General features: G+C 66.8%; 23 protein-coding genes. 16 read left to right on the forward strand and 7 right to left on the reverse strand.

From position 1 onward, the window contains the following. Positions 1-859 precede the first annotated feature (859 nt). A complete protein-coding gene (locus ACFWF1_RS20765) occupies positions 860-1,858 on the reverse strand; it encodes a sigma-70 family RNA polymerase sigma factor (RefSeq protein ID WP_379282072.1) in 999 nt (332 codons plus the stop codon). 189 nt (positions 1,859-2,047) lie between these two features. On the opposite strand from ACFWF1_RS20765, the gene ACFWF1_RS20770 reads away from it, so the two are divergent. Continuing rightward, positions 2,048-2,464, forward strand: a complete 417-nt coding sequence (locus tag ACFWF1_RS20770; protein WP_379282073.1) for a VOC family protein — start codon at positions 2,048-2,050, stop codon at positions 2,462-2,464. Positions 2,465-2,516: 52 nt separating this feature from the next. On the opposite strand, the gene ACFWF1_RS20775 is transcribed toward ACFWF1_RS20770, so the two are convergent. Continuing rightward, positions 2,517-3,299 carry a crotonase/enoyl-CoA hydratase family protein gene (locus ACFWF1_RS20775; RefSeq protein ID WP_379282074.1) on the reverse strand — a complete coding sequence of 261 codons (783 nt, stop codon included), beginning with the start codon at positions 3,297-3,299 and terminating at the stop codon, positions 2,517-2,519. Between the two features lie 97 nt (positions 3,300-3,396). Here ACFWF1_RS20775 and ACFWF1_RS20780 point away from each other — a divergent pair, with 97 nt between their 5' ends. Then, on the forward strand, positions 3,397-5,049 hold the full coding sequence (locus ACFWF1_RS20780; RefSeq protein ID WP_379282075.1) for an acyl-CoA synthetase: 1,653 nt from the start codon (positions 3,397-3,399) through the stop codon (positions 5,047-5,049). Positions 5,050-5,077: 28 nt separating this feature from the next. Then, entirely contained in the window at positions 5,078-5,908 is an 831-nt protein-coding gene (locus tag ACFWF1_RS20785) for a thioesterase family protein (RefSeq protein ID WP_379282076.1), read from the forward strand. A gap of 6 nt (positions 5,909-5,914) precedes the next feature. Here the strand turns inward: ACFWF1_RS20785 and ACFWF1_RS20790 are convergent, their stop codons facing one another. After that, entirely contained in the window at positions 5,915-7,102 is a 1,188-nt protein-coding gene (locus tag ACFWF1_RS20790; RefSeq protein ID WP_379282077.1) for an FAD-dependent monooxygenase, read from the reverse strand. 101 nt (positions 7,103-7,203) lie between these two features. Between ACFWF1_RS20790 and ACFWF1_RS20795 the strand changes: the two genes are divergently transcribed. Then, entirely contained in the window at positions 7,204-7,788 is a 585-nt protein-coding gene (locus ACFWF1_RS20795) for a TetR family transcriptional regulator (protein ID WP_379282078.1), read from the forward strand. 409 nt (positions 7,789-8,197) lie between these two features. On the opposite strand, the gene ACFWF1_RS20800 is transcribed toward ACFWF1_RS20795, so the two are convergent. Continuing rightward, positions 8,198-9,301, reverse strand: coding sequence for an acyl-CoA dehydrogenase family protein (locus ACFWF1_RS20800; RefSeq protein WP_379282079.1), 1,104 nt, complete (start codon positions 9,299-9,301; stop codon positions 8,198-8,200). A 22-nt stretch (positions 9,302-9,323) separates the two neighbouring features. After that, complete coding sequence (locus tag ACFWF1_RS20805; RefSeq protein WP_379282080.1) at positions 9,324-10,517, reverse strand: acyl-CoA dehydrogenase family protein; 1,194 nt, start codon at positions 10,515-10,517, stop codon at positions 9,324-9,326. A gap of 156 nt (positions 10,518-10,673) precedes the next feature. On the opposite strand from ACFWF1_RS20805, the gene ACFWF1_RS20810 reads away from it, so the two are divergent. From ACFWF1_RS20810 to ACFWF1_RS20865, 12 genes are all read left to right on the forward strand, one after another. Beyond that, complete coding sequence (locus tag ACFWF1_RS20810; protein ID WP_379282081.1) at positions 10,674-10,862, forward strand: ferredoxin; 189 nt, start codon at positions 10,674-10,676, stop codon at positions 10,860-10,862. A gap of 45 nt (positions 10,863-10,907) precedes the next feature. After that, positions 10,908-11,810 (forward strand): 3-oxoacyl-ACP reductase, encoded by a 903-nt coding sequence (locus ACFWF1_RS20815; RefSeq protein WP_379282082.1) that lies wholly within the window; start codon positions 10,908-10,910, stop codon positions 11,808-11,810. 342 nt (positions 11,811-12,152) lie between these two features. Then, on the forward strand, positions 12,153-12,917 hold the full coding sequence (locus ACFWF1_RS20820) for an ABC transporter permease (protein WP_150403813.1): 765 nt from the start codon (positions 12,153-12,155) through the stop codon (positions 12,915-12,917). 4 nt (positions 12,918-12,921) lie between these two features. Then, on the forward strand, positions 12,922-13,773 hold the full coding sequence (locus tag ACFWF1_RS20825) for an ABC transporter permease (protein WP_357379630.1): 852 nt from the start codon (positions 12,922-12,924) through the stop codon (positions 13,771-13,773). A gap of 6 nt (positions 13,774-13,779) precedes the next feature. Next, positions 13,780-14,976 carry an MCE family protein gene (locus tag ACFWF1_RS20830; protein ID WP_379282083.1) on the forward strand — a complete coding sequence of 399 codons (1,197 nt, stop codon included), beginning with the start codon at positions 13,780-13,782 and terminating at the stop codon, positions 14,974-14,976. After that, positions 14,973-15,995 carry an MCE family protein gene (locus ACFWF1_RS20835; RefSeq protein WP_357379626.1) on the forward strand — a complete coding sequence of 341 codons (1,023 nt, stop codon included), beginning with the start codon at positions 14,973-14,975 and terminating at the stop codon, positions 15,993-15,995. Before ACFWF1_RS20830 ends, ACFWF1_RS20835 begins: the two co-directional genes overlap by 4 nt. Further along, positions 15,995-17,059 carry an MCE family protein gene (locus ACFWF1_RS20840; protein ID WP_379282084.1) on the forward strand — a complete coding sequence of 355 codons (1,065 nt, stop codon included), beginning with the start codon at positions 15,995-15,997 and terminating at the stop codon, positions 17,057-17,059. Before ACFWF1_RS20835 ends, ACFWF1_RS20840 begins: the two co-directional genes overlap by 1 nt. Beyond that, positions 17,056-18,324 (forward strand): MCE family protein, encoded by a 1,269-nt coding sequence (locus ACFWF1_RS20845; RefSeq protein WP_379282085.1) that lies wholly within the window; start codon positions 17,056-17,058, stop codon positions 18,322-18,324. Before ACFWF1_RS20840 ends, ACFWF1_RS20845 begins: the two co-directional genes overlap by 4 nt. Next, positions 18,321-19,565 (forward strand): MCE family protein, encoded by a 1,245-nt coding sequence (locus ACFWF1_RS20850; RefSeq protein ID WP_379282086.1) that lies wholly within the window; start codon positions 18,321-18,323, stop codon positions 19,563-19,565. Before ACFWF1_RS20845 ends, ACFWF1_RS20850 begins: the two co-directional genes overlap by 4 nt. Then, a complete protein-coding gene (locus ACFWF1_RS20855) occupies positions 19,562-20,989 on the forward strand; it encodes an MCE family protein (RefSeq protein ID WP_379282087.1) in 1,428 nt (475 codons plus the stop codon). Before ACFWF1_RS20850 ends, ACFWF1_RS20855 begins: the two co-directional genes overlap by 4 nt. Then, entirely contained in the window at positions 20,986-21,798 is an 813-nt protein-coding gene (locus tag ACFWF1_RS20860; RefSeq protein ID WP_379282088.1) for a hypothetical protein, read from the forward strand. Before ACFWF1_RS20855 ends, ACFWF1_RS20860 begins: the two co-directional genes overlap by 4 nt. Continuing rightward, positions 21,795-22,295: a h domain protein gene (locus ACFWF1_RS20865; protein ID WP_379282089.1), complete on the forward strand. Its 501-nt coding sequence runs from the start codon at positions 21,795-21,797 to the stop codon at positions 22,293-22,295. Before ACFWF1_RS20860 ends, ACFWF1_RS20865 begins: the two co-directional genes overlap by 4 nt. Before the next feature lie 13 nt (positions 22,296-22,308). Here the strand turns inward: ACFWF1_RS20865 and ACFWF1_RS20870 are convergent, their stop codons facing one another. Together ACFWF1_RS20870 and ACFWF1_RS20875 are read right to left on the reverse strand one after the other, a co-directional pair. After that, entirely contained in the window at positions 22,309-23,766 is a 1,458-nt protein-coding gene (locus ACFWF1_RS20870) for a sensor histidine kinase (protein WP_379282090.1), read from the reverse strand. Beyond that, positions 23,763-24,500: a response regulator transcription factor gene (locus tag ACFWF1_RS20875; RefSeq protein WP_379282091.1), complete on the reverse strand. Its 738-nt coding sequence runs from the start codon at positions 24,498-24,500 to the stop codon at positions 23,763-23,765. Before ACFWF1_RS20875 ends, ACFWF1_RS20870 begins: the two co-directional genes overlap by 4 nt. Between the last annotated feature and the right edge of the window lie 37 nt (positions 24,501-24,537).

The following is a 24,537-nucleotide window of genomic DNA, read 5'->3' on the forward strand; positions in this document are numbered from 1 at the left end:
TATCCGGGCAAGTGCTTCTTAGGGACTCCAGGCGATGACCTGTCCATAGAGCTGAAGACCTGATCCCATGTTTTCTTGTGAGTAGTGCTGGGCACGTCAGGTGGGGTACCCGGCTTTAGGTGCGCGTCAGGTGCGTGATGTCGCGTTTCCGAGGTGGTCACCTGGCTGTGGTTGCGTCACAAGCGCTTTGGATAAGAGCGGGGTGGTCGGCGGCGGTTTCGGTGGCCGATCAAACCCGCGAGATGCCCGGCGCCGGTTTCGGTGCGCGATCAAGCCGCAAGGCCACTCTCTTAGAGCTCCGTCCTGGTGAAACCTGTTGGTGCGGAGGGCTTCGCAGGGCGTGCATACCCTTCACAAAGGCTTTATACCCTGTGAGCCGTCGGGTAAGGGACCGGCTTAGGCAGCCCGAACCCGTGATGGTTCAGACACAGCGGTGTACGGATAGGTCTTCGCGTTTCTACCTGGCCGTGGTTGCACCCTGCTGGCTCCGACGCGATGAAACCCGTTGGTGCGGAGGGGTTCACAGAGTGTGCATACCCCTCACAGCGTGTCTAACTGTTGTGAGGGGTATGCACGCTCTGTGGGTCCGACGTAGGCGGGCCGCATCGCACTAAATCTGCACCCTCACTCGGGATCTGCACTCGGAATAGGGCCCTAAAGTCAGTGCCGATCCCGAGTGAGAGTGCAGATTTGCAGAGTGGGTGTGGCTGTTTGCTGCCCGGGGTTGGGCGCGGTGGGTCGCCGGGATTCGCACCCCTCGGAGCACCCCAAAGGGGTGCGAATCCCGAAAACGACCGCAGCTCCCCAGAAATCACCACCCACTCTTCCCTGCAAACCTCTCGGCGGGGGCGGCCCAACCTCACACCGATTCGCGCAGCTCCGGGGGCAGGCCGAAGAGGGGGAACAGTTTTTCCGTGTCGAGGAAGAAGCACATGCCGGAGATGGCGTTGGCGTCGAGTTCGAGGACGATGACCGACCAGGGGATCCATACGCCGGGCTCGTCGCCCGGCTTGTACTGGCCGAAGGCGGGGTCGCCGTTGGCGCCTTCCAGTCGGATCATGCGGGAGTCGCGGCAGGCGTTGCCGTGGCCCAGCATGAATGCGGCCACGTTCGCGGGGCCGGAGACCCAGAATTCGAGTGGCGGCATGGACAGGGAGACATCGGTTTTGAGCAGGGTGGTGAGGGCGTCCATGTCGTACGCCTCGAACGCCTCGACGAAGTTGTCGATCAGCTTGCGCTGATCCTCGTTCGATTCGTCGTAGGTGTCGGTGGCGGCGGGCTGCACCTTCGACATGGTGGCGCGGGCGCGTTGCAGCGCGCTGTTGACCGACGCGGGGGACATGGTGAGGGCCTCGGCGGTCTCGTTGGCGGAGAAGCGCAGCACCTCCCGCATGATCAGGATCGCGCGCTGGGTGGCGGGCAGGTGCTGACAGGCCGCGACGAAGGCCAGGCGCAGGGTGTCCTTGGCCGAGGCGTGGTCGGCCGGATCGGCGCCGAAGGCCAGGGCGTTCGGGATCGGCTCGATCCAGACGTAATCCGGCTGTGGCGCGGGTAGTGGTGAATCCGGTCGCGACGGTCCGGACAGGTCCATCGGCCTGGCGCGCCGCTGCGGTCCGTCGAGCATGTCGAGGCAGACGTTGGTGGTGATCCGATACAGCCAGGAGCGCAAGCTCGCGCGCCCTTCGAAGGAGTCGTAGGACTTCCACGCGCGGGTGAAGGTCTCCTGGACGGCGTCCTCGGCCTCGAAGGAGGAGCCGAGCATGCGGTAGGCGTAAGCGCACAATTCCCGGCGGTGCTTCTCGAAGGATTCGAGCACGTCGGGAGCGAGGCCGGCGGACGAGCCGGACAAGTCGTTCATGGGTGTCACCCTGCCACAGCCCACCGACACATCCCAGACCCAAAAGCCTGCCACCAGCGCGATCAAGATCATCGCCGGGCTCGCCGCAGTGCGGCCTGTCACATCGTGTGGGCGAGCGATGAGTTCGGCAGCCGGGGTTCGTCTCTATTTGTGCGCAACTAAACAGGCGGACTACGAAAAGGTGCCGACATGACCAGCCGGATGATTTTCCTCAACCTACCCGTCGCCGAACTGAACCGGGCGAAGGGTTTCTACGAGGCACTCGGCTGGAAGGTCAACCAGGAATTCTGCGACGACAACGCGGCCTGCATCGTCATCGACGACAACATCTGCCTGATGCTGCTGACCAGACAGTTCTTCACCACCTTCAGTAAGCGCCGGGTCGCGGACACCACCGAGAACATCGGTGCCAGTTACAGTTTGGCGCTGACCAGCGTCGCGGAGGTGGACGCGCTCGCGGCGGCGGCACTGGCCGCGGGCGGTACCGAGGAGATCAGCGAGGACAAGCGGGCGCAGGAGGAGCAGGTCGGCATGTACAGCCGCACCTTCCTCGATCCGGACGGTCACCAGTGGGAGCCGTTCTGGATGGACTACCCGGGCTGCTGAGCACGGCGAGGGGTCGCCCCCGGTACCGAATGGTGCCGGGGGCGTTGCTTTCTCAGCTGCCGGTGAAAGTCGGCTTGCGCTTCTCCGCGAAGGCCTTCGGGCCCTCCTTGGCGTCGGTCGAGCGGAAGACGGCGGTGCCGAGTTTCGCGTCGATCTGGAATGCCTCCTCCTCGTGCATGCCCTCGGTGTCGCGGATGGTGCGCAGGATGGCCTGCACGGCGAGCGGACCGTTGGCGGCGACCAGCGCGGCGAGTTCGAGTGCCTTGTCCAGCGCGCTGCCGTCGGGCACCACGTGGCCGATCAGCCCGATCTCCTTGGCCTCGGCGGCGGTGACGTGCCTGCCGGTCAGCAGGATGTCGGCGGCGACGGTGTACGGAATCTGACGGACCAGCCGCACCGCGGACCCGCCGAGCGGGAACAGCCCCCAACGCGCCTCGGACACACCGAATTTCGCGCTTTCGCCGGCCACCCGGATGTCGGTGCCCTGCAGGATCTCGGTGCCGCCCGCGATGGCCGGGCCCTCGACCGCGGCGATCAGCGGCTTGCTGAGCCTGCGACCCTTGAGCAGCGCCTCGATCTTGGACAGATCCCAGCCGCCGCCCGCGAACGAATCGCCGGGGTGCTGGGTGGTCATCGCCTTGAGGTCGGCGCCGGCGCAGAACGCGCCGCCCGCGCCGGTCAGGATGGCCACCCGGATGTCCGGATCGCTGTCCACCTGGTCCCAGGCGTCGCGCATGATCGCCATCATTTCCGCCGAGAGCGCATTGCGCGCCTCGGGGCGATTCATCGTCACGATGAGGACATGGTCGCGTTTCTCGACGAGGCAATGTGGCATTGGCGAATCTCCTGACCTTCGAGCCGATCATTTCGAGCGACCTGCACGCAGTCGCACGGCCTTGCCAGGAACGGTAACACGTTCTATTTTTAGGCTTGTGAGCTACAACATAGCGGACCTTGTCGAACACTCCATCGACCTGATGCCCGACCGCGTCGCGCTCGCTGACGACGGCCGCGAGGTGACCTACGCACAGCTGGAGGAGCGCGCCAACAAGTTGGCTCACTACCTGCTCGAACACGGTGTGAAACCGGGCGACAAGGTGGGCATCTACTCGCGCAACACGATCGAGGCCGTCGAGGCGATGGTCGCGGTCTTCAAGGCACGGGCAGTGATGATCAACGTGAACTTCCGATACGTCGAGAACGAGTTGCAATATATCTTCGACAATTCGGACATGGTCGCGCTGATCCACGAGCGCCGCTACACCGATCGAGTGGCCGGGGTCCGGCCGAATACGCCGCTGCTGCGGACGGTGCTCGTCGTCGACGACGATACGACCGGCACGGTCGCGACCGCAGCGGATTCGGTCGAATACGAGGCGGCGCTGGCGGCCTCCTCGGGCGAGCGGGACTTCGGCGAGCGTTCCCCGGACGACGTCTTCATGCTCTACACCGGCGGCACCACCGGCCTGCCGAAAGGCGTGATGTGGCGGCACGAGGACTGGTGGCGGGTGCTCGGCGGTGGCATCAACTTCATCACCGGTGAGCCCATCGAGGACGAATGGCAGCAGTCCAAGGTCGGTGCCGCCAACAATCCGAGCATGGTCCGGTTCCCGATTCCGCCGATGATCCACGGCGGCTCGCAGACGGCCACCTTCCACAGTCTGTTCGACGGTGGCAAAGCGGTGATGCTGCCCGAGTTCAGCGGGCACGGGGTGTGGCAGGCGATCGACCGGCACAAGATCAACCTGATCTTCATCACCGGCGACGCGATGGCGCGGCCGATGCTGGACGCGCTGATCGAGGGCAACCCGGAAACCGGTCAGCCCTATGACCTTTCGAGCCTGTACGTGATGGCCAGCAGTGCGGCGCTGTTCTCGCCCGCGATCAAGGACCAGTTCCTCGAGCTGCTGCCCAACCGGATGATCTCCGATTCCATCGGCTCCTCGGAGACGGGATTCGGTGGCATCTCGATCGTGGCCAAGGGCGTCAACCACACCGGTGGGCCGCGGGTGAAGATCGATGGCTCCACCGAGGTGCTCGACGAGGAAGGCAATCCCGTCCGGCCCGGCTCGGGGCAGGTCGGCATCCTGGCCCGCCGCGGGCACATTCCGCTCGGCTACTACAAGGACGAGGCGAAGACCGCCGCAACGTTCAAGGAGTACAACGGGATTCGCTACGCCATCCCCGGCGACTACGCCAGGGTCGAGGAAGACGGCACGGTCACCATGCTCGGCCGCGGCTCGGTCAGCATCAACAGCGGCGGCGAGAAGATCTACCCCGAAGAGGTCGAGGGCGCGCTCAAGACCCACCCGGAGATCTTCGATGCCCTGGTGGTCGGTGTCGACGACGAACGCTGGGGGCAGCGCGTCGTCGCGGTAGTGCAATGCCGTGGCGAAAACCGTCCCACCATCGATGATCTGCGTCCTTTCCTCACCAAGGAGATCGCGCCCTACAAGCTGCCGCGCAGCCTGTGGTTCGTCGACGAGATCAAACGCTCCCCGGCGGGCAAGCCCGACTATCGTTGGGCCAAATCGCAAACCGAGGAGCGCGCCGCCGACGAGCACGCCGAGGCGAGCCGCAAGTAGCACCATCGGAAACAGGGGGAAATCGAAAGTGGTTGTCCGCTACGGGTATTTCGAGGCGACCGAGCGCGGCTTCGAGCCGTTGCCGTTCGCCGCGAGCGCTTGGTCGCCCACGATGATCAATGGGCCCGCCGTGTGTGGACTGATGGCCAGAGCGCTGGAACAGCAACATTGTTCGGCAGGCTTCCAGCCCGCCAGACTGACCGTTGATCTGTTCCGGCCGACGCTGGCCAAACCGCTGACCGTGGTGACCGAGCTGGTTCGCGACGGTCAGCGGATCAGAGTCGCCGACGCCGCCCTGATGCAGGACGGCGTGGACGTCGCCAGGGCGACGGTCGTCTTTCTCAAGCGATCGGTGCAGCCGCCGGGGCAGTTGTGGACGCGGGCGGAGGTCCCGCAGCCGCCGTCGGTGCCGGTCGCCACGGAACCTACCCGTCCGCTGTGGGGCAGTGATGCCCATGCCGACGGTTGGTCGGGCGACATTGCCGAGCACCAGAACGACAGTCGAAAGCGCATGTGGCAGGTGCCGTTATGCGTGGTCGAGGGTGAGACACCCTCACCCTTCGTCGGTGCCGTGGTGATCGGCGAGGCGACAAGTCTGATGACCAACTGGGGCAGCGCCGGGGTCGGCTTCATAAATACGGATATGACCCTGGCGCTGGCCCGGCAGCCGGTGGGGTCCGAGGTCGGCGTGGAGGCCGACAGTCACATCAGCGCGGACGGTGTCGCGGTCGGTAGCGCGACCCTGTTCGACCGAACCGGATCCTTCGGCACCTGCGTGGTGACCGCGCTGTCGAATGCGCAGCGTCAGGTCGACTTCACCAACGAGGACTTCCGCTCGGCGAAAGCCAGTATCCAGTAGCGCCTTTCAGCGGTTCGCGAGTTCGGCCAGTCGGTAGGCGAGGCCGCTGCGGACGGCGGGGATGGTGGTGAGGGTGGACATGGCCAGATTGCGGACGGCGCGGGCCGAGGGGGAGCGCAGGGTGCCCATACGGGTCATGCGGTCGGTGAAGCTGACCACGTCGAGTGCTATTGGGCGCCTGGTGGTTTCGTAGGTGTTGAGCAGTGTTTCCGGTTCACCATTGAGTGCGCGGGCGAGGAGCGGGCCGAGGGTGGCGGCGTCTTGGATACCGGTGTTCATGCCCTGGCCGCCTGCGGGGCTGTGCACGTGAGCGGCGTCGCCCGCCAGGAAGATTCGGCCGGCCCGGTAGTGATCGGCCACGCGGTGGTGGACGCGGAAGCGTGAACTCCACAGCACCTCGCGGACTTTGATGTCGCCGCCGGGGCCGCGGGTGTCGAGGATGGCCTGGACGTCGTCGCGGGTGGGGTGTTCGGGTGCCTCGTCGACGGTGGCGACTACGCGGTACCGGTTCGGTTCGGCTTCGTCGGGGAGTGGTGCGACGACGGTGACGCCCTCCGGTGAAAGATGCAGCGCTACTTCGTCGCGGGCGACCGGCCAGTCCATTCGGACGTCGGCGAGCACGAAGGAGGCGGGGTAGGTGTCGCCGGTGAAGGCGATGCCCGCCTGGTCACGGACGACGCTGTGCATGCCGTCGGCGCCGATGACGTAGTCGGCGCGCAGGGTGCCGGTGCTGCCTGCCGCGTCGGTGTATTCGACGGTGACGCCGTTGTTTTCGTCGGCGACCCGGGTGACCTGGTACGGCCGGTGGACGTCGCCGCCTGCCTTGCGCAGCCGGGCGAGCAGTACCGCCTCGGTGATGTCCTGCGGGGCCATCAGGGTGAAGGGGTACTGCGTGGGGAGGTTGTCGAATCGGATGGTCGCCAGGGTGCGCGAGCCGTCGTGCACGGTGAATCGCGGCACCACAAGACCTTTGGCGATGAGCTCCTCGGCGATACCGAGTTCGTGCAGCACCTCGAGGGTTCTGGCGTGCACGACGGCGGCGCGAGAAGTGTTGGCGCCTTCGGCAAGACGGTCCAGCAGCACGAAGTCGACGCCGGCGTCCGCGAGGGTGATCGCCGCGGTCAGCCCGGCGGGGCCCGCGCCGACGATCGCGACGGAAGTGCTGTCCGGCAGCGGATTCTGGGTGGTGTTCATCGGAACTCCTGAGGTCAACATCTGTAGGCCAACGCCTGTTGGCATAACGGTAGCGCGCCTCGCATTGCGAAGTCAACAGTTGTTGGCCTACATTCGTTGGCATGAAGATCGAGCCTGATCAGCAGCCTGTGCGCCGCTCCGACGCGACCCGCGCGACCATCCTCGACGCGGCCCGTGCCCGGTTCGCCGCAGAGGGCTACGGCAAGGCGACCATCCGCGCCATCGCCGCGGACGCCGCCATCGACCCGTCCATGGTCATGCGCTACTTCGGCAGCAAGGACGGTCTATTCGCCGCGGCGGTCGACATCGATCTCGCTCTACCCGACCTGGCCGCCGCCGACCAGGACGCCGTCGGCGAACTGCTGATCCGCCGCTTCCTCGCCCTCTGGGAGGAGCCCCCCGGCAACGAAGTGCTGCTGACCCTGCTGCGCTCATCCATCACCGACGAAGCGGTCACCGAACGCTTCCGCGACGTCTTCGCGCAGCAGGTTCTCCCCGCAGTCCTGCGCTTCGGCGACCCCGCCGATGCCCCCCGCCGCAGCGCCCTCGTCGTCACCCAGCTCCTCGGCATCGCCCTGTGCCGCTACATCCTGCGCATCCCCCCGGTCGTCGCCTTCACCCGCGACGAGCTCATCGCGGACATCGCGCCGACTCTCCAGCGCTACCTGACTTCGACCAAGCCCTGAGCGCTGGCCGGCTCGCGGCAGTCGGAGGTCCGGGACGCGGCCTCGTGCCAGGTACTCGGCGCTTCGGTCTCGATGTCGGGATGCGCGGTCGCTGCCGGAGCGGTGCCCGAGACGGCGAATACTTCGAGGATTGCAACCGAGATACGAGCGAGGGTGGACCGTACGGTGGGGATATCGTCCTCCGGAATCGTCGGGGTGCACGGTGCGCGCACCGCGGTGTCGTGTGGAACCTCTCGATATTCGGTGCGAGTGAGCGTTCGGATCGGTGTCGATGTCGACCGAGGGCAGGCTCGACGCTCGCAAAATCGCTTTGCCTGCAACGGAACTGGTGAAGGGCACATCCCGAATGAGTTCGGCACAGACAAAAGAACGCCCCGCCGAGACCGGCGGGGCGTTCCAGTGCGACGGATCAGGACGGGGTAGCCGCCAACAGCGCGCCGAGGGCGCGGAGGTGGTCGGTGCCGCCGCCGAGGGCGAATTCGTGGTGCTTCGCGGCGGTGAAGTAGTTGTGCACGATGTGATCTCGGTCGATGCCGACGCCGCCGTGGATGTGCACGACGGTGTGCGCCACCCGGTGGCCCGCGTCGGCGGCCCAGAACTTGGCGGTGTGCACGGCTGCCGCGCTGGGCAGGTCTTCGGAGATCTGCCAGGCGGCCTGGGTGAGCGCCAGGCGCAGGCCTTGGACGTCGATGTAGGCGTCGGCCAGGCGCTGGGCGACGGCCTGGAAGCTGCCGACGGCCTTGCCGAATTGCTCACGCTCGCGGGCATATTCGGCGACGAGGTCGAGTGCGCGTTCGAGCGTGCCGAGTTGGAGGGCGCTGAGTCCGAGCCAGGCGCGGGTGAGCAGCCAGTCGAGGATCTCGGCGCCGTTCTCGACGGTGCCGATCAATTCGCCGGGGGTATCGGTGAGTTCAACGGCGTACTCGGGGGTGCGGTCGACGACCTCTTGCGCCGTCACCGTGGCTGCCGCCGGATCGACCAGGAATACCGCAGTGGCGCCGGACACCGTGGCCGGGACCAGGATTCGGTCGGCCCGGTTGGCGAACGGCACCGTGATCTTGGCGCCGGTGAGCCGCCAGCCACCGTCCGCCGCGACGGCGGTGGTGGTGGGCCGGGCGGGTTCCCAGTTGTGCTCCTCGGTGAGCGCGGCGGTCAGGATCACCTGCCCCGCACCCGCCTGCCTCGCCCGATCCTGTTGCGCCGCATCGCCGAACTTCGCCAGTGCGCCCGCACCGACCACGATCGACCACAGGTACGGCACCGCGGCGACGTACTTGCCGAGCTCACGCAGGACGGCGGTCTGCTCGAGCACGCCGAAATCGTTGCCACCAACGGACTCCGGAAGTGCCGCCGCGAGAACACCGGTCTCGGCAAGTGAACTCCAGAGCGCCTCGTCGAATCGCTCGGCCGCGGTGTCGAGTTCGCGCAGCCGGTCGGCCGTGACGAGCTTGCCGCATACCTCGCCGGTCAGCCTGCCCAGGTCGAGCTGGGCTTCGGTGGGAGTGAAATCCATTTCTGCTTACCTGCTTTCCGACTCAGCGCGCCGACGCGGGCTGCTTGAGGGCGGTCATCGCGATGATGTCGCGCTGCACTTCGTTGGTGCCGCCGCCGAAGGTCAGGATCAGCGCGGCCCGGTGCATCCGCTCGAGCCGTCCGCGCAACGCCTCGCCGGGCGAGTCCTGGCGCAGATATGCCTGCGGGCCGAGGACTTCCATGAGCAGCCGGTACGCCTCGGTGGCCAGTTCGGTGCCGTACACCTTGCAGGTGGAGGCGTCCCACTGGCGCGGCGCGGCGTCGCCGCCCGCGTCGGCCCGGCTGGCGATCTCCCAGTTGAGCAGCTTCAGGTATTCGACCTTGGCGTGCACCCGCGCCAGGTTGAGCTGCACCCATTCCTGGTCGATGACGCGGGAACCGTTGGCCGCCTTGGTGTTGCGGGCCCATTCCACGGTCTGGCTCACGGCCAGGCCCAAAGGTCCGGCCGAGGTCAACGCGACCCGCTCGTGGTTGAGCTGGTTGGTGATCAGCGACCAGCCACCGTTTTCCTGGCCGACCAGCGCGCTCGCGGGCACCCGGACGTCCTGGTAGTAGGTTGCGCTGGTGTCCGGCCCCGCCATGGTGTGCACGGGTGTCCAGGAGAAGCCCTCGGCCGTGGTCGGCACGATGAGCATGCTGATGCCCTTGTGCTTCTTGGCATTCGGATCGGTGCGCACCGCGAGCCAGACGTAGTCCGCGTAGGCGATCAGGCTGGTCCACATCTTCTGGCCGTTGATCACGTAGTCGTCGCCGTCGCGCACCGCGTTGGTGCGCAGGCTGGCCAGGTCGGTGCCCGCGCCGGGCTCGGAGTAGCCGATGGCGAAGTGCAGCTCGCCCGCCGCGATCTTGGGCAGGAAGAAGCGCTTCTGCTCCTCGCTGCCGTAGTGCATGATCGTCGGCGCGACCGAGTTGATGGTCAGGAACGGCACCGGCGCGCCCGCGATGGCCGCCTCGTCGGTGAAGATCAGCTGGTCCATCGTCGGCCGGTCCTGGCCGCCGAACTCCTTCGGCCAGGCCAGGGTGAGCCAGCCGTCGCGGCCCATCTCCTGCACCACCTCGCGGTACACGTTGCCCTGGCCGTACTCGCCGGTCTGCGCGCTGAGCGCAGCCCGGCGCTCCGGGGTGATGAGTCGCGCGAAGTAGTCGCGCAGCTCCGCGCGTAGCTCCTCCTGCTGCGGCGTGTACGCAATGCGCATGGCAAATACCTCAGGCCTTCGTCGATGTGGGTTCACCCGATCATTGCATATGGACTGAAACATGTTCCAGTATTGAGGGGGAATCGGGTCGATGGCGCCACGTCCGGCGGCATCGGCTTGTTAGGCTTCGGCAAGGATCGCGGTAAAGGAGTTCTCATGAAGGTCAGCGTCGATCTGGATCAGTGTGAAGCGAACGGAATCTGCGTCGGAATCGCCCCCGACGTGTTCGAACTCGATGACGAGGACCAGCTGCACATCCTCGAGGCCGACGTTCCGGCGGACCGTTTGGCCGACATCGAGGACGCGGTCGCGCAGTGCCCGAAAGCGGCGCTGCGGCTGCAATGAGACCGACCCTTGCCATAGAATGGAACACGTTCTAGGGTCGGGCTCGTGAGTGATGATGTGAGTCTTGCTGGGCGGGTGGCAATTGTGACGGGGGCCGGAGCTGGGCTGGGGCGGGCAGAGGCGCTCGCGCTGGCCGGGGCCGGCGCTTCGGTCGTGGTCAACGACCTGTCGGAGTCCGACGCGGTCACCGACACCCTGTCCGACATCCGCGCGCTCGGCGCCAAGGCCGAATTCGTCGCGGGCAGCATTGCCGAACGGGCGACCGCGGACGCGTTGATCCGCACCGCGGACGAGGCCTTCGGCAGCGTCGACATCGTGGTGAACAACGCGGGCATCACCAGGGACCGGATGCTGTTCAACATGTCCGACGAGGACTTCGACGCCGTTGTCGCGGTCCACCTGCGCGGTCATTTCCTGTTGTCCCGCAACGCCGCAACGTACTGGCGCGGCAAGTCCAAGGCGGCAGGCGCGCCGATCTACGGCAGACTGATCAACACCTCCTCCGAGGCGGGCCTGCTCGGTCCGGAGGGGCAGGCCAACTATGGTGCTGCCAAGGCGGGCATCACCGCGCTGACCCTGTCGGCCGCGCGGGCGCTGTCCCGGTATGGCGTGCGCGCCAACGCGATCGCGCCGCGTGCGCGGACCGCGATGACCGAGGCCGTGTTCAGCGCCGCGCCCGAGGGGGAGGTGGACCCGCTCTCGCCCGATCATGTGGCCCGGCTGGTCGCTTACCTCGCTTCACCCGCCGCCGACACGGTGAGTGGCCAGCTGTTCGTGGTCTACGGGGGGATGGTGGCGCTCATGGCAGCCCCTGTGGTCGAGCAACGCTTCGACGCTACCGGCGGGCAGTGGTCCGCCGATGATCTCGCCGCCACCCTCGGCGGCTATTTCGCCGAACGCCCTGCCGGGCAGACATTCTCGGCTTCGGCCCTGATGGATCTAGGCTGAGTTCGTTCGATGCGGTCCCGCCGCGCGAAACATGCGCGGCGAGGACCCACTTCTGCAAGGCCCGCTGACAATGAACTGCTGATCGGCCGTCCAACTGTTGATCAAGGGTCGGGCACTTGGTAGACATTGGTGTGTGAGATGTGTGCCGCCTCACAAAGGTGGGATCTATCTCCTGACACTCGTTCCAAATTCACATGCCGATGTAAAGAAAAAGTGCAGTTCAAAAGTGGCAAACATCTTCCGGCAACGCAGTGAACGTGTTCTAATCGTGGAGGCGGTGCGGCCTCGGTGAAGAATCGTGCCGTGAGTAGTACGCGCAGATTTCAGCAAGGAGGTTCAAAGATGAACGAGGTCCTTGCTGTGCCATTGCGGGCGGTCGGCGGGTTCTTCGAACTGACGGCCGAAGTCGCGCGTTCCAGTGTGCGCAGACCATTTCAAGGACGCGAGTTCATCGACCAGTCCTGGTTCATCGCACGCGTTTCCATCGTGCCGACGCTGTTGGTCGCGATTCCATTCACCGTTCTGGTGAGCTTCACGCTGAACATCCTGTTGCGCGAGATCGGCGCGGCCGACCTGAGCGGGGCGGGCGCGGCCTTCGGCGCGGTCACCCAGGTCGGCCCGATCGTCACCGTGCTGATCGTCGCGGGGGCCGGCGCCACCGCCATCTGCGCTGACCTGGGTGCCCGCACGATTCGCGAGGAAATCGACGCGATGCGGGTGCTCGGCATCAACCCGGTGCAGCGGCTGGTGGTGCCGCGCGTGCTCGCGTCGATGTTCGTCGCGCTGATGCTCAACAGCCTGGTGTGCACCATCGGCATCGTCGGCGGATTTCTGTTCTCGGTCTTTCTGCAGGACGTGAACCCCGGCGCCTTCGTCAACGGCATCACGCTGCTGACCCATTTGCCCGAATTGGTCATCTCGGAGGTGAAGGCCGGATTGTTCGGGCTGATCGCCGGGCTGGTGGCCTGTTATCTGGGTCTGAATGTCAAGGGTGGTCCCAAGAGTGTCGGTGATGCGGTGAATCAGACCGTTGTCTTCGCGTTTATGGCTTTGTTCGTGGTGAACGTCGTGGTCACCGCCGTTGGTATCAAGTTCACGGCGCGGTGACCGCATGGCCTTCGTGATCGAATCCCGCTTCCCGCGTACCGTGCGACGAGTGCGTCGGATGTCGGACTCGCTCGATTCTGTTGGTAAACATGCTGTGTTCTATGCACAGGCCCTGGGGGCTATTCCGCGTGCCTTGACGCACTATCGCACCGAAACCATTCGGTTGATCGCCGAAATCAGCATGGGCAGCGGTGCTTTGGCGGTGATCGGCGGCACCGTGGTGATCGTCGGCTTCCTCACCCTGTTCGCGGGCGGCACCATCGCCGTGCAGGGTTACAGCTCGCTCGGCAATATCGGTGTCGAGGCGCTCACCGGCTTCTTCGCGGCATTCATCAATGTCCGCATCGCGGCGCCGGTGATTTCCGGCATCGGACTGGCCGCCACCATCGGGGCCGGGTCGACCGCGCAGCTGGGCGCCATGCGGGTGGCCGAGGAGATCGACGCGCTGGAATCGATGGCGATCCGGCCGGTGCCGTATCTGGTCGGCACCAGGGTGCTCGCCGGGATGATCGCGATCGTGCCGCTGTACGCCCTCGCGGTGATCGCGTCGTTCCTGGCCAGCCGGTTCGCGACGGTGGTCATCTACGGGCAGTCGGCGGGCGTGTACGACCACTACTTCTCCACCTTCCTGATCCCGAGCGACATCCTCTGGTCGTTCGCCCAGGCGATCTTCATGGCGCTGGCGGTCATGCTGATCCACACCTATTACGGCTTCCATGCCTCGGGCGGACCGGTCGGGGTCGGCGTCGCGGTCGGCAACGCGGTGCGGGCCTCGCTGGTCGCGGTGGTCACGGTGACCCTGCTGATCTCGCTGGCCATCTACGGCACCTCCGGCAACTTTCACCTCTCCGGGTAAACCGATATGGCGGATTCGAACAAAGTGCGCGCAGCAGTGGGATACAAGTTGGCCGGTGCCGCGATGGTGCTCGCGCTGGTCGCGATCGTCGCCGTCGCGTTGGTGATGTTCGTCGGCGGGTTCACCTCGACGGCCACCGTGACGATCGACGCGCCGCGCGCCGGGCTGGTGCTCGACCCGGACGCCAAGGTGAAGGTGCGCGGGGTGGAGATCGGGCGGGTGGTCTCGATCGATCAGACCGCCGACGGCGCCAGCCTGAAGCTCGCGCTCAATCCCGGACAGCTGAAGCTGGTTCCGGCCAACGCGGGCGTCGATATCCGCTCCACCACCGTCTTCGGCGCGAAGTACGTGAACTTCACCGTGCCGCAACAGCCTTCGTCGGCCTCGTTGCAGCCGGGCGCGCGGGTGACCGCGCAGCACGTGACCGTCGAATTCAACACGCTGTTCCAGCACCTGTCCGACGTGCTGGCCAAGGTGCAGCCGGAGAAGCTGAACGCGACGCTGTCCGCGCTCGGCACGGCGCTGCAGGGCCGCGGCGAGAAGCTGGGCGACCTGCTCGCCCGCAGCGACGCCTACCTGCGCGACATCAACCCGTATCTGCCCACGCTGCAACAGGATCTGGTGAAGACGGGCGACGTCACCAACCTGTACGCCGACACCGTGCCCGACCTGTTGCGCACCGTCGACAACGCCACCGTCACCAGCCAGACGCTGGTCGACGAGCAGCAGAGCCTGGACGACGTGCTGGCCAACCTGATCGGCTTGGCCGACACCACCGGATCGGTGTTGCGCGAGAACGAGGCCAACTTCAGCACCGCGCTGGATCTGCTCCGGCCGACCACGAGCCTGCTCTTCGAATACGCTCCCGCGCTCAGCTGCATCATCAACGGCCTCGGCCCGATGATGCCGCTGGCCGAGGAGGTGTTCGGCGGCAAGCTGCCCGGCATCGGGATGAACACCAACTTCATGTTCGGCGCGCAGCCCTACAAGTATCCGGACGACCTGCCGAAGGTGAACGCGACCGGCGGCCCGCACTGCGAGGGCGTGGTCGATCGGGTGCCGGACAGCCATGCGGGTTACGTCGTCACCGACACGAACCAGGGAGCTCCGTACGTGCCGAACACGGGTTTCACCAAGCCCAATGAAGCACCGAAGGTGTTCCAGCTGTTGTTCGCCGGGCTGCCGGGGGTGGGCTCGCTGTGAAGAACACCGCCACGACGGTCAAACTGCTGATCTTCACGCTGGTGATGGCGCTGGTGTTCGCCGGTCTGGTGATCGTGTTCAGCCAGATGCGCTTCGCCAGGGAGTACGGCTATCACGCCGTGTTCACCAGTTCGTCGGGGATGTTGCCCGGCTCGAAGGTGCGCATCGCCGGTGTCCCGGTCGGCTCGGTCTCTTCGGTGAAGGTGGGCAAGGACCATCTCGCGCACGTCGAGTTCGACGTCGACCGCAAGTACCGGCTGCTGACCAGCACCCGCGCCACCGTTCGTTACGAAAACCTGGTCGGTGACCGGTATCTGGAGCTGCTGGAGGGGCCTGGCACGAACGAGGTGCTGCCCGACGGCGGCACCATCGACAAGGACAAGACGGCACCCGCGCTGGACCTGGACATGCTGCTCGGCGGGTTCCGGCCGCTGCTGCGCGGTCTGGACCCGGCCCAGGTGAACGATCTGACCGGCGCGCTGCTGCAGATCTTCCAGGGCCAGGGCGGCACCCTGGTGTCGCTGCTCAACAGCGGTGGCTCGTTCGCCAAGACCCTCGCCGATCGCGACGAGCTGATCGGCAATGTGATCAACAATCTGAACACGGTGCTGGCGACCATCGATCAGCGTGGCGACCAGTTCGCCACCACGCTCGACGAATTGCAGCGGCTGGTCAGCGGTTTGGCCGCCGACCGGGACCCGATCGGTGACGCGCTGCCCCGCATCGCGGGCGCGACCCGCGACCTCACCGGACTGCTGCAGACGGCCCGGCCGGACCTGCGGTCGACCATCGAGCAGACAGGGCGGCTGTCCACCAATCTCGACAACGGCTCGGACACCCTGCAGTGGGTGCTCGACAAGTTGCCCGACACCTACAAGAAGCTGATCCGCATCGGCGCCTACGGCTCGTTCCTGCAGCTCTACGTCTGCGGGACCAATTTGGTCGTGGACGGCCCGAACGGGCAGCCGATGCAGGTCAACCTGCCGGGTAAGCAGACGACCGGAAGGTGCACGCCCTGATGAACGAGCGATCACGCGCCGTCACCATCGGCATCGTCGGGTTGGTTGTCGCGGCGTGTGTTGCCCTGTCCGCCTTGCAGTTCGGCCGGTTACCGTTCATCCACGGCGGCGCGACCTACACCGCGTACTTCGCGGACGCGGGCGGCCTGCTGCCCGGCGACGCGGTCCAGGTGGCCGGTGTGCGGTCCGGCGAGGTGGACGACGTGCGCTTGGACGGCGCCAAGGTGCTGGTTCGCTTCACCCTCGACGAGTCGATCGTGCTGGGCCAGAAGACTTCTGCCGCGATCAAGACCAACACCGTGCTCGGCCGCAAGTCGCTCGAGCTGACCCCGACCGGATCGGGCACGCTGCGGCGCACCGACCCGATTCCGTTGGACCGCACCACGTCCCCGTACTCGCTCAACGACGCGCTCGGCGACCTCGGCCGCACGGTGCAGGGGCTGGATATGGATCAGGTGGACAAGACCCTGGACACGCTCTCGGCCACCTTCGCCGACACCCCGGCGCCGCTGCGCGCGGCGCTGGACGGCGTAACCGCCTTGTCGCGCAGCATCAATGCCCGCGACCAGGCCCTGTCCGAGCTGCTGACCAGGGCACAGAACGTCACCAAGATCCTGGCCGACCGGAGCAACCAGATCAACGCGCTGCTGCTGGACGGCAACAACCTGCTCGGCGAGCTGGACCGGCGCCGCGCCGCGATCGGGCAGCTGATCGTCTACGTCAACGAGGTGGCCAAGCAGCTGTCCGGCCTGGTCTCGGACAACGAGCCGATCCTCAAACCCGCACTGGACAAACTGAATTCGGTGCTCGGCCTGCTGCAGCGCAACAAGCAGAACATCTCCGACGCGCTCGACAGCCTCGGTCCGTACGCCGCGGCGCTCGGCGAGCAGGTCGGCAACGGGCCGTGGTTCAACGCCTACGTCGTCAATGCCACCAGCACCGAGTTGCAGCCGCTGGTCGACGCGCTGGTGTGGCCGGAGCATCTGCCCGAGGACCTGCGCAATATCTTCACCAACCCGGCACCGCCGTCGATCGGGCCCGCCATTCAGGAGCCACCGCGATGAACATGCTGGACAGAGCTCGCAAGTTGCCGCGCTGGGCGCTGCTGGTCGCCGGTGGGCTGGTCGCCGTGCTGGTGCTGGCCGGGGTGTACACCGGCGTGAGCCGGATCGGGAAGACCTCGATCACCGCGTATTTCCCGTCGACGTCGGGGCTGTACCAGGGCGACGAGGTCCGGGTGCTCGGCGTCAGCGTCGGCCGGATCGACTCGATCGAGCCCGGCAAGGACCGGGTGAAGGTCAAGATGACCGTCGATCGCGGGATCGACCTGCCCGCCGACGCACGCGCGGTGATCATTTCGCCGTCGCTGGTATCGGCGCGGTTCATCCAGGTGGCGCCCGCCTACGTCAGCGGCCCGAAAATGCGTAGCGGCGCGGAGATTCCGCTCGAGCACACCGCAGTGCCGGTGGAGTGGGACGACATCAAGGCCGAACTGTCCAAGCTGTCAACGACTCTCGGTCCGGTCGGGGACGACGCGCAGGGCTCGTTCGGGCGCTTCGTCAACACCGCCGCCGACAATATGGACGGCAACGGGCAGAAGCTGCGCGACACGTTGCGCGAGCTGTCCGCGACCCTGAATACCTTGTCGGACGGGCGAACCGATCTGTTCGGCACCATTCGTAATCTGCAGAAGTTCGTCGACGTGCTGTCGGCGAGCAACGAGCAGATCGTGCAGTTCGGCGGCAGGCTCGCGTCGGTGTCCTCGGTGCTCGCGGGTACTTCGCAGGAACTCGGTGCGGGACTGGACAATCTGGATACCGCGCTCGGCGACGTGAAGCGATTCCTCGACGGCAGCGGCGCCGAACTCACCGAGGGCGTGCAGCGGCTGGCCGATGTCACCCAGCAACTGGTGGACAAGCGGCCCGAGCTCGAACGAGTACTGCATTCCGGGCCGACGGCGCTGGTGAACTTCTATCAGATCTACAAGCCTGCCCAGGGCACGCTGGCCGGCGCGGTCTCGCTCAACAACACGGCCGATCCGCTCGGCTTCCTCTGCGGCTCGGTGCGGGCGCTGGAAACCAATGACTCGGATCGCTCCGCCGATCTGTGCGCGCAGTACCTCGCGCCGGTAATCAGCTCGCTCGCCATGAATTACGCGCCGATCATGCTGAATCCGGCCACCGGCGTGCACGCGTTCCCGAACCAGCTGACCTACAGCCCGCCGAGCCTGGCCGGGCAGACCGCACCGCCGGCGCCGGCGCCCGGACCGGCTCCGGTGACCGTGCCGAACGGCCTTACCGGACTGGCTATTCCAGGAGGAGGGCGATGAGGCGGCCGCGCCGGATGGCCATGCTGGTGGTGGGTCTTGCGGTGGCCCTTGGCATCTCGGGCTGCGAGTGGGACGGACTGAACTCGCTGCCCATGCCGGGCACCGAGGGCACCATGGACGGCGCGTACAAGGTGCGCATCCAGATGCCGAATGTGACCACGCTGACCAGGAACTCGCCGGTTCGGGTCGACGACGTGACCGTCGGAACCGTGTCGAATATCGAGGTGGAGGGCTGGCACGCGCTGGTCACCGTCACGTTGAATCCCAGCGTTCGACTACCCGCCAATGCCGTCGCCAAGATCGGGCAGACCAGTCTGCTCGGCAGCAACCACGTCGAGCTGGCCCCGCCGAGTGATGCGGTGCCGCAAGGACAGTTGAAGGACGGCGACCTGATACCGCTGGCGCGGGCGGGTGCCTATCCGACGACCGAGCAGGTGCTCTCGTCACTGTCGGTGGTGCTCAACGGCGGTGGCATCTCGCAGCTGGAAACGATTACCCGCGAACTGAATTCCGCGCTCAACGGGCGGGCCAACGATATCCGCGATCTGCTGCCGCAACTCAACGAGCTGACCACCAACCTGGACAAGCAGCGCAACGACATCATCGCGGCGATGAGCGGACTGGACCGGCTCGGCGGCCAACTGGCCCAGCAGCGCGACGTGGTCGCCGCCGCCATCGAGCGCATCCACCCCGCGCTCACCGTGCTCGCCGACCGCACCAAGAACATCACCGCCACGATCAACGCGCTCGGTGACCTCAGCGACGTGACCGATCGGCTCATCGCCAGCAGCGGCGACAACCTGAAGGCCAATCTGCGCAGCCTCGCCCCGGTGCTGCAGACGCTGGCCGACACGGGGTCCAACCTCATCGAGTCGCTGAAGATCATCCCGACCTTCCCGTTCCCGATGAAGAACCTCGACAAAGCGATCATGGGCGACTACCTGAACCTGTTCATCACCGTCGACCTCACCGGAAAACGCCTGGACAGCAACTGGTTGACCGGCACGCCGCTCGGCGGCCGATTCGGCGGCGTCGAGGGTGTGATCGGCAGTTTCGCGCCCGACACCGCGACGCAGAGCGGTAATCCGGCGACCGGACCGCTGCAACCGGGGCCCGCTCCCGGCGCCCAGCCCACGCCGACCATTCCCGGCCTGCCGCCGATTCCCGGTCTGCCCGCCATTCCCGGGCTGACCGTGCCGCTGCCGGGAAACACTGCGCCACAAGGGGGTCCGGGCCGATGACGCTCACCCGATTCGTCCGCGTCCAGCTGTCGATCTTCGCCGTGCTCACGGTGATCGGCCTGGTGATCATGGGCGGGGTGTATGTGAAGGTGCCCGCGATGTTCGGCATCGGCCGCTACGACGTCACGGTGCAGCTGGAGGCGACCGGTGGGCTCTACCCGACCGCCAATGTGGCCTATCGCGGCACGAATGTCGGTGTGGTGCAGGATGTTCGGCTCACGTCGAGCGGGGTCGAGGCGAAGCTGTCCATCGACAGCGACTACAAGGTGCCCTCGGACGTGAACGCGTGGGTGCGCAGCGTCTCCGCGGTCGGCGAGCAGTACGTCGACCTGATTCCGGCCGACCACCCCGTGGGCGGCAACCTGGCCGACGGCGCGGTGATCCCGGTGGGGCGCACCAAACTTCCGCAGGACGTCGGCTCGCTGCTCGACCAGTCCGACCGGCTGCTGTCCAGTGTCGCCGACACCCGGCTGCGGCAGGTGATCGACGAGGCGTTCAAGGCGTTCAACGGCGCGGGTCCGGACCTGCAGCGGTTCATCGACTCGGCCTCGCTGCTGGTGCAGGAGGCCCAGAACAGCGCGGAACCGACGAAGAAGCTGCTGGATCAGATCGGACCACTGCTGGACACCCAGATCCAGTCCGACGCGGCCATCCGATCGTGGACCAGCGACCTGGCCACCGTCACCGACCAGCTGCGCGCACACGATCCGTCGCTGCGCAATGTGCTGCGCGACGGGCCGTCGGCGATGCGGCGGGTCAGCGCGCAGTTCGAATCGCTGCGCCCGACGCTGCCGCTGCTGTTGACCAACCTGGTCAGCACCGGGCAGGTCGGCGTCACGTATCACGCTGGGCTGGAACAACTCCTGGTGGTCTTCCCGCCGCTGATCGCGGCGCTGCGGACGATCATCCGCGGACCGGTGGAATACGGCGCCATGGTCGACTTCATGGTGGTGGTCAACGACCCGCCCGCCTGCACGACCGGATTCCTGCCGCCCAACGAACGACGCTCGCCGAGCGAGCTGGATTCGATCCCCTCACCGCCCGGCCTCTACTGCAAAGTGCCGCAGGACTCGCCGGTCGACGTGCGTGGCATCCGCAACACGCCGTGCGCGGAATTCCCCGGCGTGCGAGCGCCGACACCCGAGCTCTGCCGGACCGGTTATGTCCCGCAAGGGGACAACCCCGCGTTCGGTCCGCCGCGCCCGGTAGCGCCCGCGTCCACGCCGGTCGCGCCGGGCTCGACACAGGTGGCACCCGCCGCGTACGGCACCGGCACGCCCGCTGCCGCGAGATCCTATGACCCGTCCACCGGCCAGTACATCGGCCCGGACGGCCGCACCTACCGGCAGGGCGATATCGGACCGGGCGGTTCTGGCACGGTACCGTCGAGCTGGCAGGCGATGCTCGAGGAGCAGCAACGATGAGTAGTGAAAACGCAGATCAGCACCGGACGCGGCGACGCGCGGTGCGTTCGGTGGGTCCGCCGGCGGACGAGACGGCGAGCCCCGCTGTGACGTCGGTTCCGGTCGCGAAGGCCGACACCGCCGCGTTCACGGCTCGGGCCGCGGCGCTGGGCAGTCAGGACAAGACTGCCGCCGACGCCGAGAACACGTCCGGTGTCACGGCTTCCGCCCCGGCGGCGAAGGAGGCGGCACCTGTCGACGCCGTTGTCGCCGACAGCACCGTCGTCGACCTTGCGAAGGGCGTGCCCACCGACGCGCAGGACGCCGAACCCGAGCGGACCGCGCGCGGTGCATGGCGCACCATCGGCGCCGTCGCGGCCGCGGTGCTGGTGCTCGCGCTGCTGGTCGGCGCGGGCTTCGCCGGAATGAAGGTGCGTTCGATCGACGCCCGCGACGAGCGTCGCGGCGAATACGAGCAGACCGCCCGGCAGGCCATCCTCAACCTGACCACCATCCGCGCCGATTCCGCCAAGGCCGATATCGACCGGATCCTCTCGGTGGCCTCCGGCCAGTTCAAGAACGAATTCGACGGGCGGGTCGACCCGTTCATGAATATCGTGCAGCAGGCCAAGGTGGTCTCCAACGGCGAGATCATCGACGCGGCGCTGGAAAGCGACAGCGACGATTCCGCGTCGGTGCTGGTCGCAGCCAAGCAGTCGCTCACCAACGCGGGCCAGCAGGGTGAGCAGACGCGGTTCTACCGGTTCCGGGTCACCGTGAGTCGCGGCGACTCCGGCATGACGGTTTCGAAGGTGGAGTTCGTCGGATGACACTTCGTGGAATGACCAAGCGCGGCAAGATCTTTCTGGCCACCCTGAGCGTGCTCGCCCTCGCGGCGGTGGTGGTGCTCGGTGTCAGCGGATACCGGATCTGGAACGACAACCAGGCCGAGCAGGCGCGTAAGGACGCGGTGACCGCCGCGAGCCGGACCGTCTCGGCCATGTTCACCTACGACTTCCAGACGGTGGACAAGGAACTGCCGAAGGCGGCCGACAACCTCTCGCCGAAGTTCAAGGACGACTACCTGAAGCTCATCGAGCAGGCAATCGCCCCGGGCGCCAAGGAAAAACAGCTCAACGTGAAGGCGACCACCCAGGCGGGCGGTGTCGTCTCCGGCGACAAGTCGCGGGTGGTCGTGCTGCTGTTCCTCAATCAGGTGACCACCAGCAAGGATTCACCGGAGGGCACCACCACGGGTAGCCGGGTGCGGGCCACGGTGGAGAAGGACGGCGACCGCTGGCTGGTCGATCAGGTCACCCCGGTCTAGCTGAAAACTGCTGTCACGCAGTGGTTTCGCGCGGCAGCCGGACGGTGAAGGTGGTGCCGACACCCTCGGTGCTGCGCACATCGACGGTGCCGCCATGCGCGCTGACCAGCGCCTGCACGATGGATAGCCCGAGCCCGGTGCCGCCGCTGGTGCGGGCGCGCGAATTGTCGGTGCGGTAGAAGCGTTCGAAGATGCGGTCGGCCTCGTCGGCGGGCAGGCCGGGGCCGGTGTCGGCGACCTCGAGCAGGACCTCGTCGGCGGTGGGCGTGAGGCGGACCGCGACCGAGGCGTCCGGCGGGGTGTGTGTGAGCGCGTTGTTGAGCAGGTTGGCCAGCACCTGGCGCAGCCGGGTCTCGTCGCCGGTGACCTCCAAAGTGCCTTCACCGGTTTCGATTTCGAGTTCGATGCGGCGGCTCGCGCCGTTCGGATGCTCGGCGGCGGCCATCGCCCGCGCGCTGTGCACGGCGTCGCTGGCCACGGCGAGCAGATCGACCTGGCCCTGCTCCAGCGGGCGCTGAGCGTCCAGCCTGGCCAGCATCAGCAGGTCCTCGACCAGGATGCCCATCCGCTGGGATTCGCGTTCGATGCGGTCCATGAACAAATCGGGTTCGGTGGTCGCGCCCTGGCGGTAGAGCTCGGCGAAGCCGCGGATGGTGGTGAGCGGGGTGCGCAATTCGTGGCTGGCGTCGGCGACGAACTGGCGCATCTTCGCCTCCGACCGCCTGGCCGCGGCCTCGGACGCCTCGGTTTTCGCGAACGCCTGCTGGATCTGGGTGAGCATGCCGTTCAGCGAACGAGACAGCCGGTCGACCTCGGTGTTGCTGCCGCGCACCGGAACTCGGCGATACAGGTCACCGCGGGCGATGGCGGCGGCGGTGTTCTCCACCCGCAGCAGCGGACGCAGGCTGCGCCGGATCACGAAGTACGCGGCGACGGCCAGCGCGGTCAGCACGATCAGCCCGACGACCAGTTCCAGCATGACGAGACGTTGCACGATGTCGAAGTTCTGGTTGAGCGGCAGCGCCACCGTGGTGGTGCCGTCCGGCACGCGGACGGTCAGGGTCCGCCATTCGATCGGCCCGCCGCCGATCGAGCGCACCGTCATCGGGCCGATCTCCGGCGAATCCGGCAGTGCGGGATCGACATCCAGACCGAACGCCTTGATGACGTAGACCCGTCCGTCGTCCTGCACCGAGCGGACATAGAACTGGCTGGTGTGCCGCGGGTCGCCCGGCAGACTCGGCGGCGGCGGTACCCGGCGCCGCGACCATTCGATCGCGCCGTTGCGCAGCTGCTGATCGGTGCGGTCGGTCAGCGAGCGTTCCAGGCCCGAGGTGACCACCATGCCGGAGATCAGCAGCCCGAGTCCGGCGGTGGCGACCAGAATCAGCATCAGCGTCACCCGCAGGGGGATCGCTGACAACACACCGGAGGTCTTGGCGCGCAGCGCCGCGATCCGGCCCTCCGTCATTTTCCAGCCGACCGGCTGCGACTCGGTGCGCGCATCACGTAGCCGACGCCGCGCAGGGTGTGGATGAGGCGCTCGTCGCCGGTGTCGACCTTCTTGCGCAGATACGACACGTAGGTCTCGACCACGCCGACCTCGCCGCCGAAGTCGTAGCGCCACACGTGATCGAGGATGCGCGGCTTACTCAGTACCGTGCCCGCGTTGACCATGAAGTACCGCAGCAGGGTGAACTCCGTGGGCGACAACGCGACCGGCTCGCCTGCCTTCCACACCTCGTGCGTGTCGTCATCGAGTTCGATGTCCTCGAACCGGAGCCGGGAACTCTCCCGCTGCGGCGCGGCGTACCCGGCGCGGCGCAGGATCACCCGCAGCCTGGCCACCACTTCCTCCAGGCTGAACGGCTTGGTGACGTAGTCGTCGGCGCCGAGGGTGAGGCCGGTGATCTTGTCCTGCACCTCGTCGCGCGCGGTCAGGAACAACACGGGGGAGTCGATGCCGTCCGCGCGTAGTCGGCGCAGCAGGCCGAAGCCGTCCATGCCGGGCATCATCACGTCGACGATCAGCGCCTGCGGCCGGAAGCTGCGCGCCTTGTCCAGCGCCTGCGCCCCGTCGACGGCCGTGTCCACCGCGAAGCCCTGGTAGCGCAGGCTCACCGCGAGCAGCTCCACGATCATCGGCTCATCGTCGACTACCAGCACCCGCGCCTCGGGTGCCTGCTCCGCAGGCGCACCACTCATGGATTCATAGTCCGTTATCCGGCTGCGAACTTGCTGG

The organism is Nocardia sp. NPDC060255 (assembly GCF_042727395.1).
In the GTDB taxonomy this organism is placed as follows: Bacteria; Actinomycetota; Actinomycetes; order Mycobacteriales; family Mycobacteriaceae; genus Nocardia.

What these genes read in the sequence shown, in the direction of transcription:
- ACFWF1_RS20765 (WP_379282072.1), bottom strand. Translation starts at nt 1,858, where the DNA reads ATGAACGACTTGTCCGGCTCGTCCGCCGGCCTCGCTCCCGACGTGCTC.
- ACFWF1_RS20770 (WP_379282073.1), top strand. Translation starts at nt 2,048, where the DNA reads ATGACCAGCCGGATGATTTTCCTCAACCTACCCGTCGCCGAACTGAAC.
- ACFWF1_RS20775 (WP_379282074.1), bottom strand. Translation starts at nt 3,299, where the DNA reads ATGCCACATTGCCTCGTCGAGAAACGCGACCATGTCCTCATCGTGACG.
- ACFWF1_RS20790 (WP_379282077.1), bottom strand. Translation starts at nt 7,102, where the DNA reads ATGAACACCACCCAGAATCCGCTGCCGGACAGCACTTCCGTCGCGATC.
- ACFWF1_RS20795 (WP_379282078.1), top strand. Translation starts at nt 7,204, where the DNA reads ATGAAGATCGAGCCTGATCAGCAGCCTGTGCGCCGCTCCGACGCGACC.
- ACFWF1_RS20800 (WP_379282079.1), bottom strand. Translation starts at nt 9,301, where the DNA reads ATGGATTTCACTCCCACCGAAGCCCAGCTCGACCTGGGCAGGCTGACC.
- ACFWF1_RS20805 (WP_379282080.1), bottom strand. Translation starts at nt 10,517, where the DNA reads ATGCGCATTGCGTACACGCCGCAGCAGGAGGAGCTACGCGCGGAGCTG.
- ACFWF1_RS20810 (WP_379282081.1), top strand. Translation starts at nt 10,674, where the DNA reads ATGAAGGTCAGCGTCGATCTGGATCAGTGTGAAGCGAACGGAATCTGC.
- ACFWF1_RS20820 (WP_150403813.1), top strand. Translation starts at nt 12,153, where the DNA reads ATGAACGAGGTCCTTGCTGTGCCATTGCGGGCGGTCGGCGGGTTCTTC.
- ACFWF1_RS20825 (WP_357379630.1), top strand. Translation starts at nt 12,922, where the DNA reads ATGGCCTTCGTGATCGAATCCCGCTTCCCGCGTACCGTGCGACGAGTG.
- ACFWF1_RS20830 (WP_379282083.1), top strand. Translation starts at nt 13,780, where the DNA reads ATGGCGGATTCGAACAAAGTGCGCGCAGCAGTGGGATACAAGTTGGCC.
- ACFWF1_RS20840 (WP_379282084.1), top strand. Translation starts at nt 15,995, where the DNA reads ATGAACGAGCGATCACGCGCCGTCACCATCGGCATCGTCGGGTTGGTT.
- ACFWF1_RS20845 (WP_379282085.1), top strand. Translation starts at nt 17,056, where the DNA reads ATGAACATGCTGGACAGAGCTCGCAAGTTGCCGCGCTGGGCGCTGCTG.
- ACFWF1_RS20850 (WP_379282086.1), top strand. Translation starts at nt 18,321, where the DNA reads ATGAGGCGGCCGCGCCGGATGGCCATGCTGGTGGTGGGTCTTGCGGTG.
- ACFWF1_RS20855 (WP_379282087.1), top strand. Translation starts at nt 19,562, where the DNA reads ATGACGCTCACCCGATTCGTCCGCGTCCAGCTGTCGATCTTCGCCGTG.
- ACFWF1_RS20860 (WP_379282088.1), top strand. Translation starts at nt 20,986, where the DNA reads ATGAGTAGTGAAAACGCAGATCAGCACCGGACGCGGCGACGCGCGGTG.
- ACFWF1_RS20865 (WP_379282089.1), top strand. Translation starts at nt 21,795, where the DNA reads ATGACACTTCGTGGAATGACCAAGCGCGGCAAGATCTTTCTGGCCACC.
- ACFWF1_RS20870 (WP_379282090.1), bottom strand. Translation starts at nt 23,766, where the DNA reads ATGACGGAGGGCCGGATCGCGGCGCTGCGCGCCAAGACCTCCGGTGTG.
- ACFWF1_RS20875 (WP_379282091.1), bottom strand. Translation starts at nt 24,500, where the DNA reads ATGAGTGGTGCGCCTGCGGAGCAGGCACCCGAGGCGCGGGTGCTGGTA.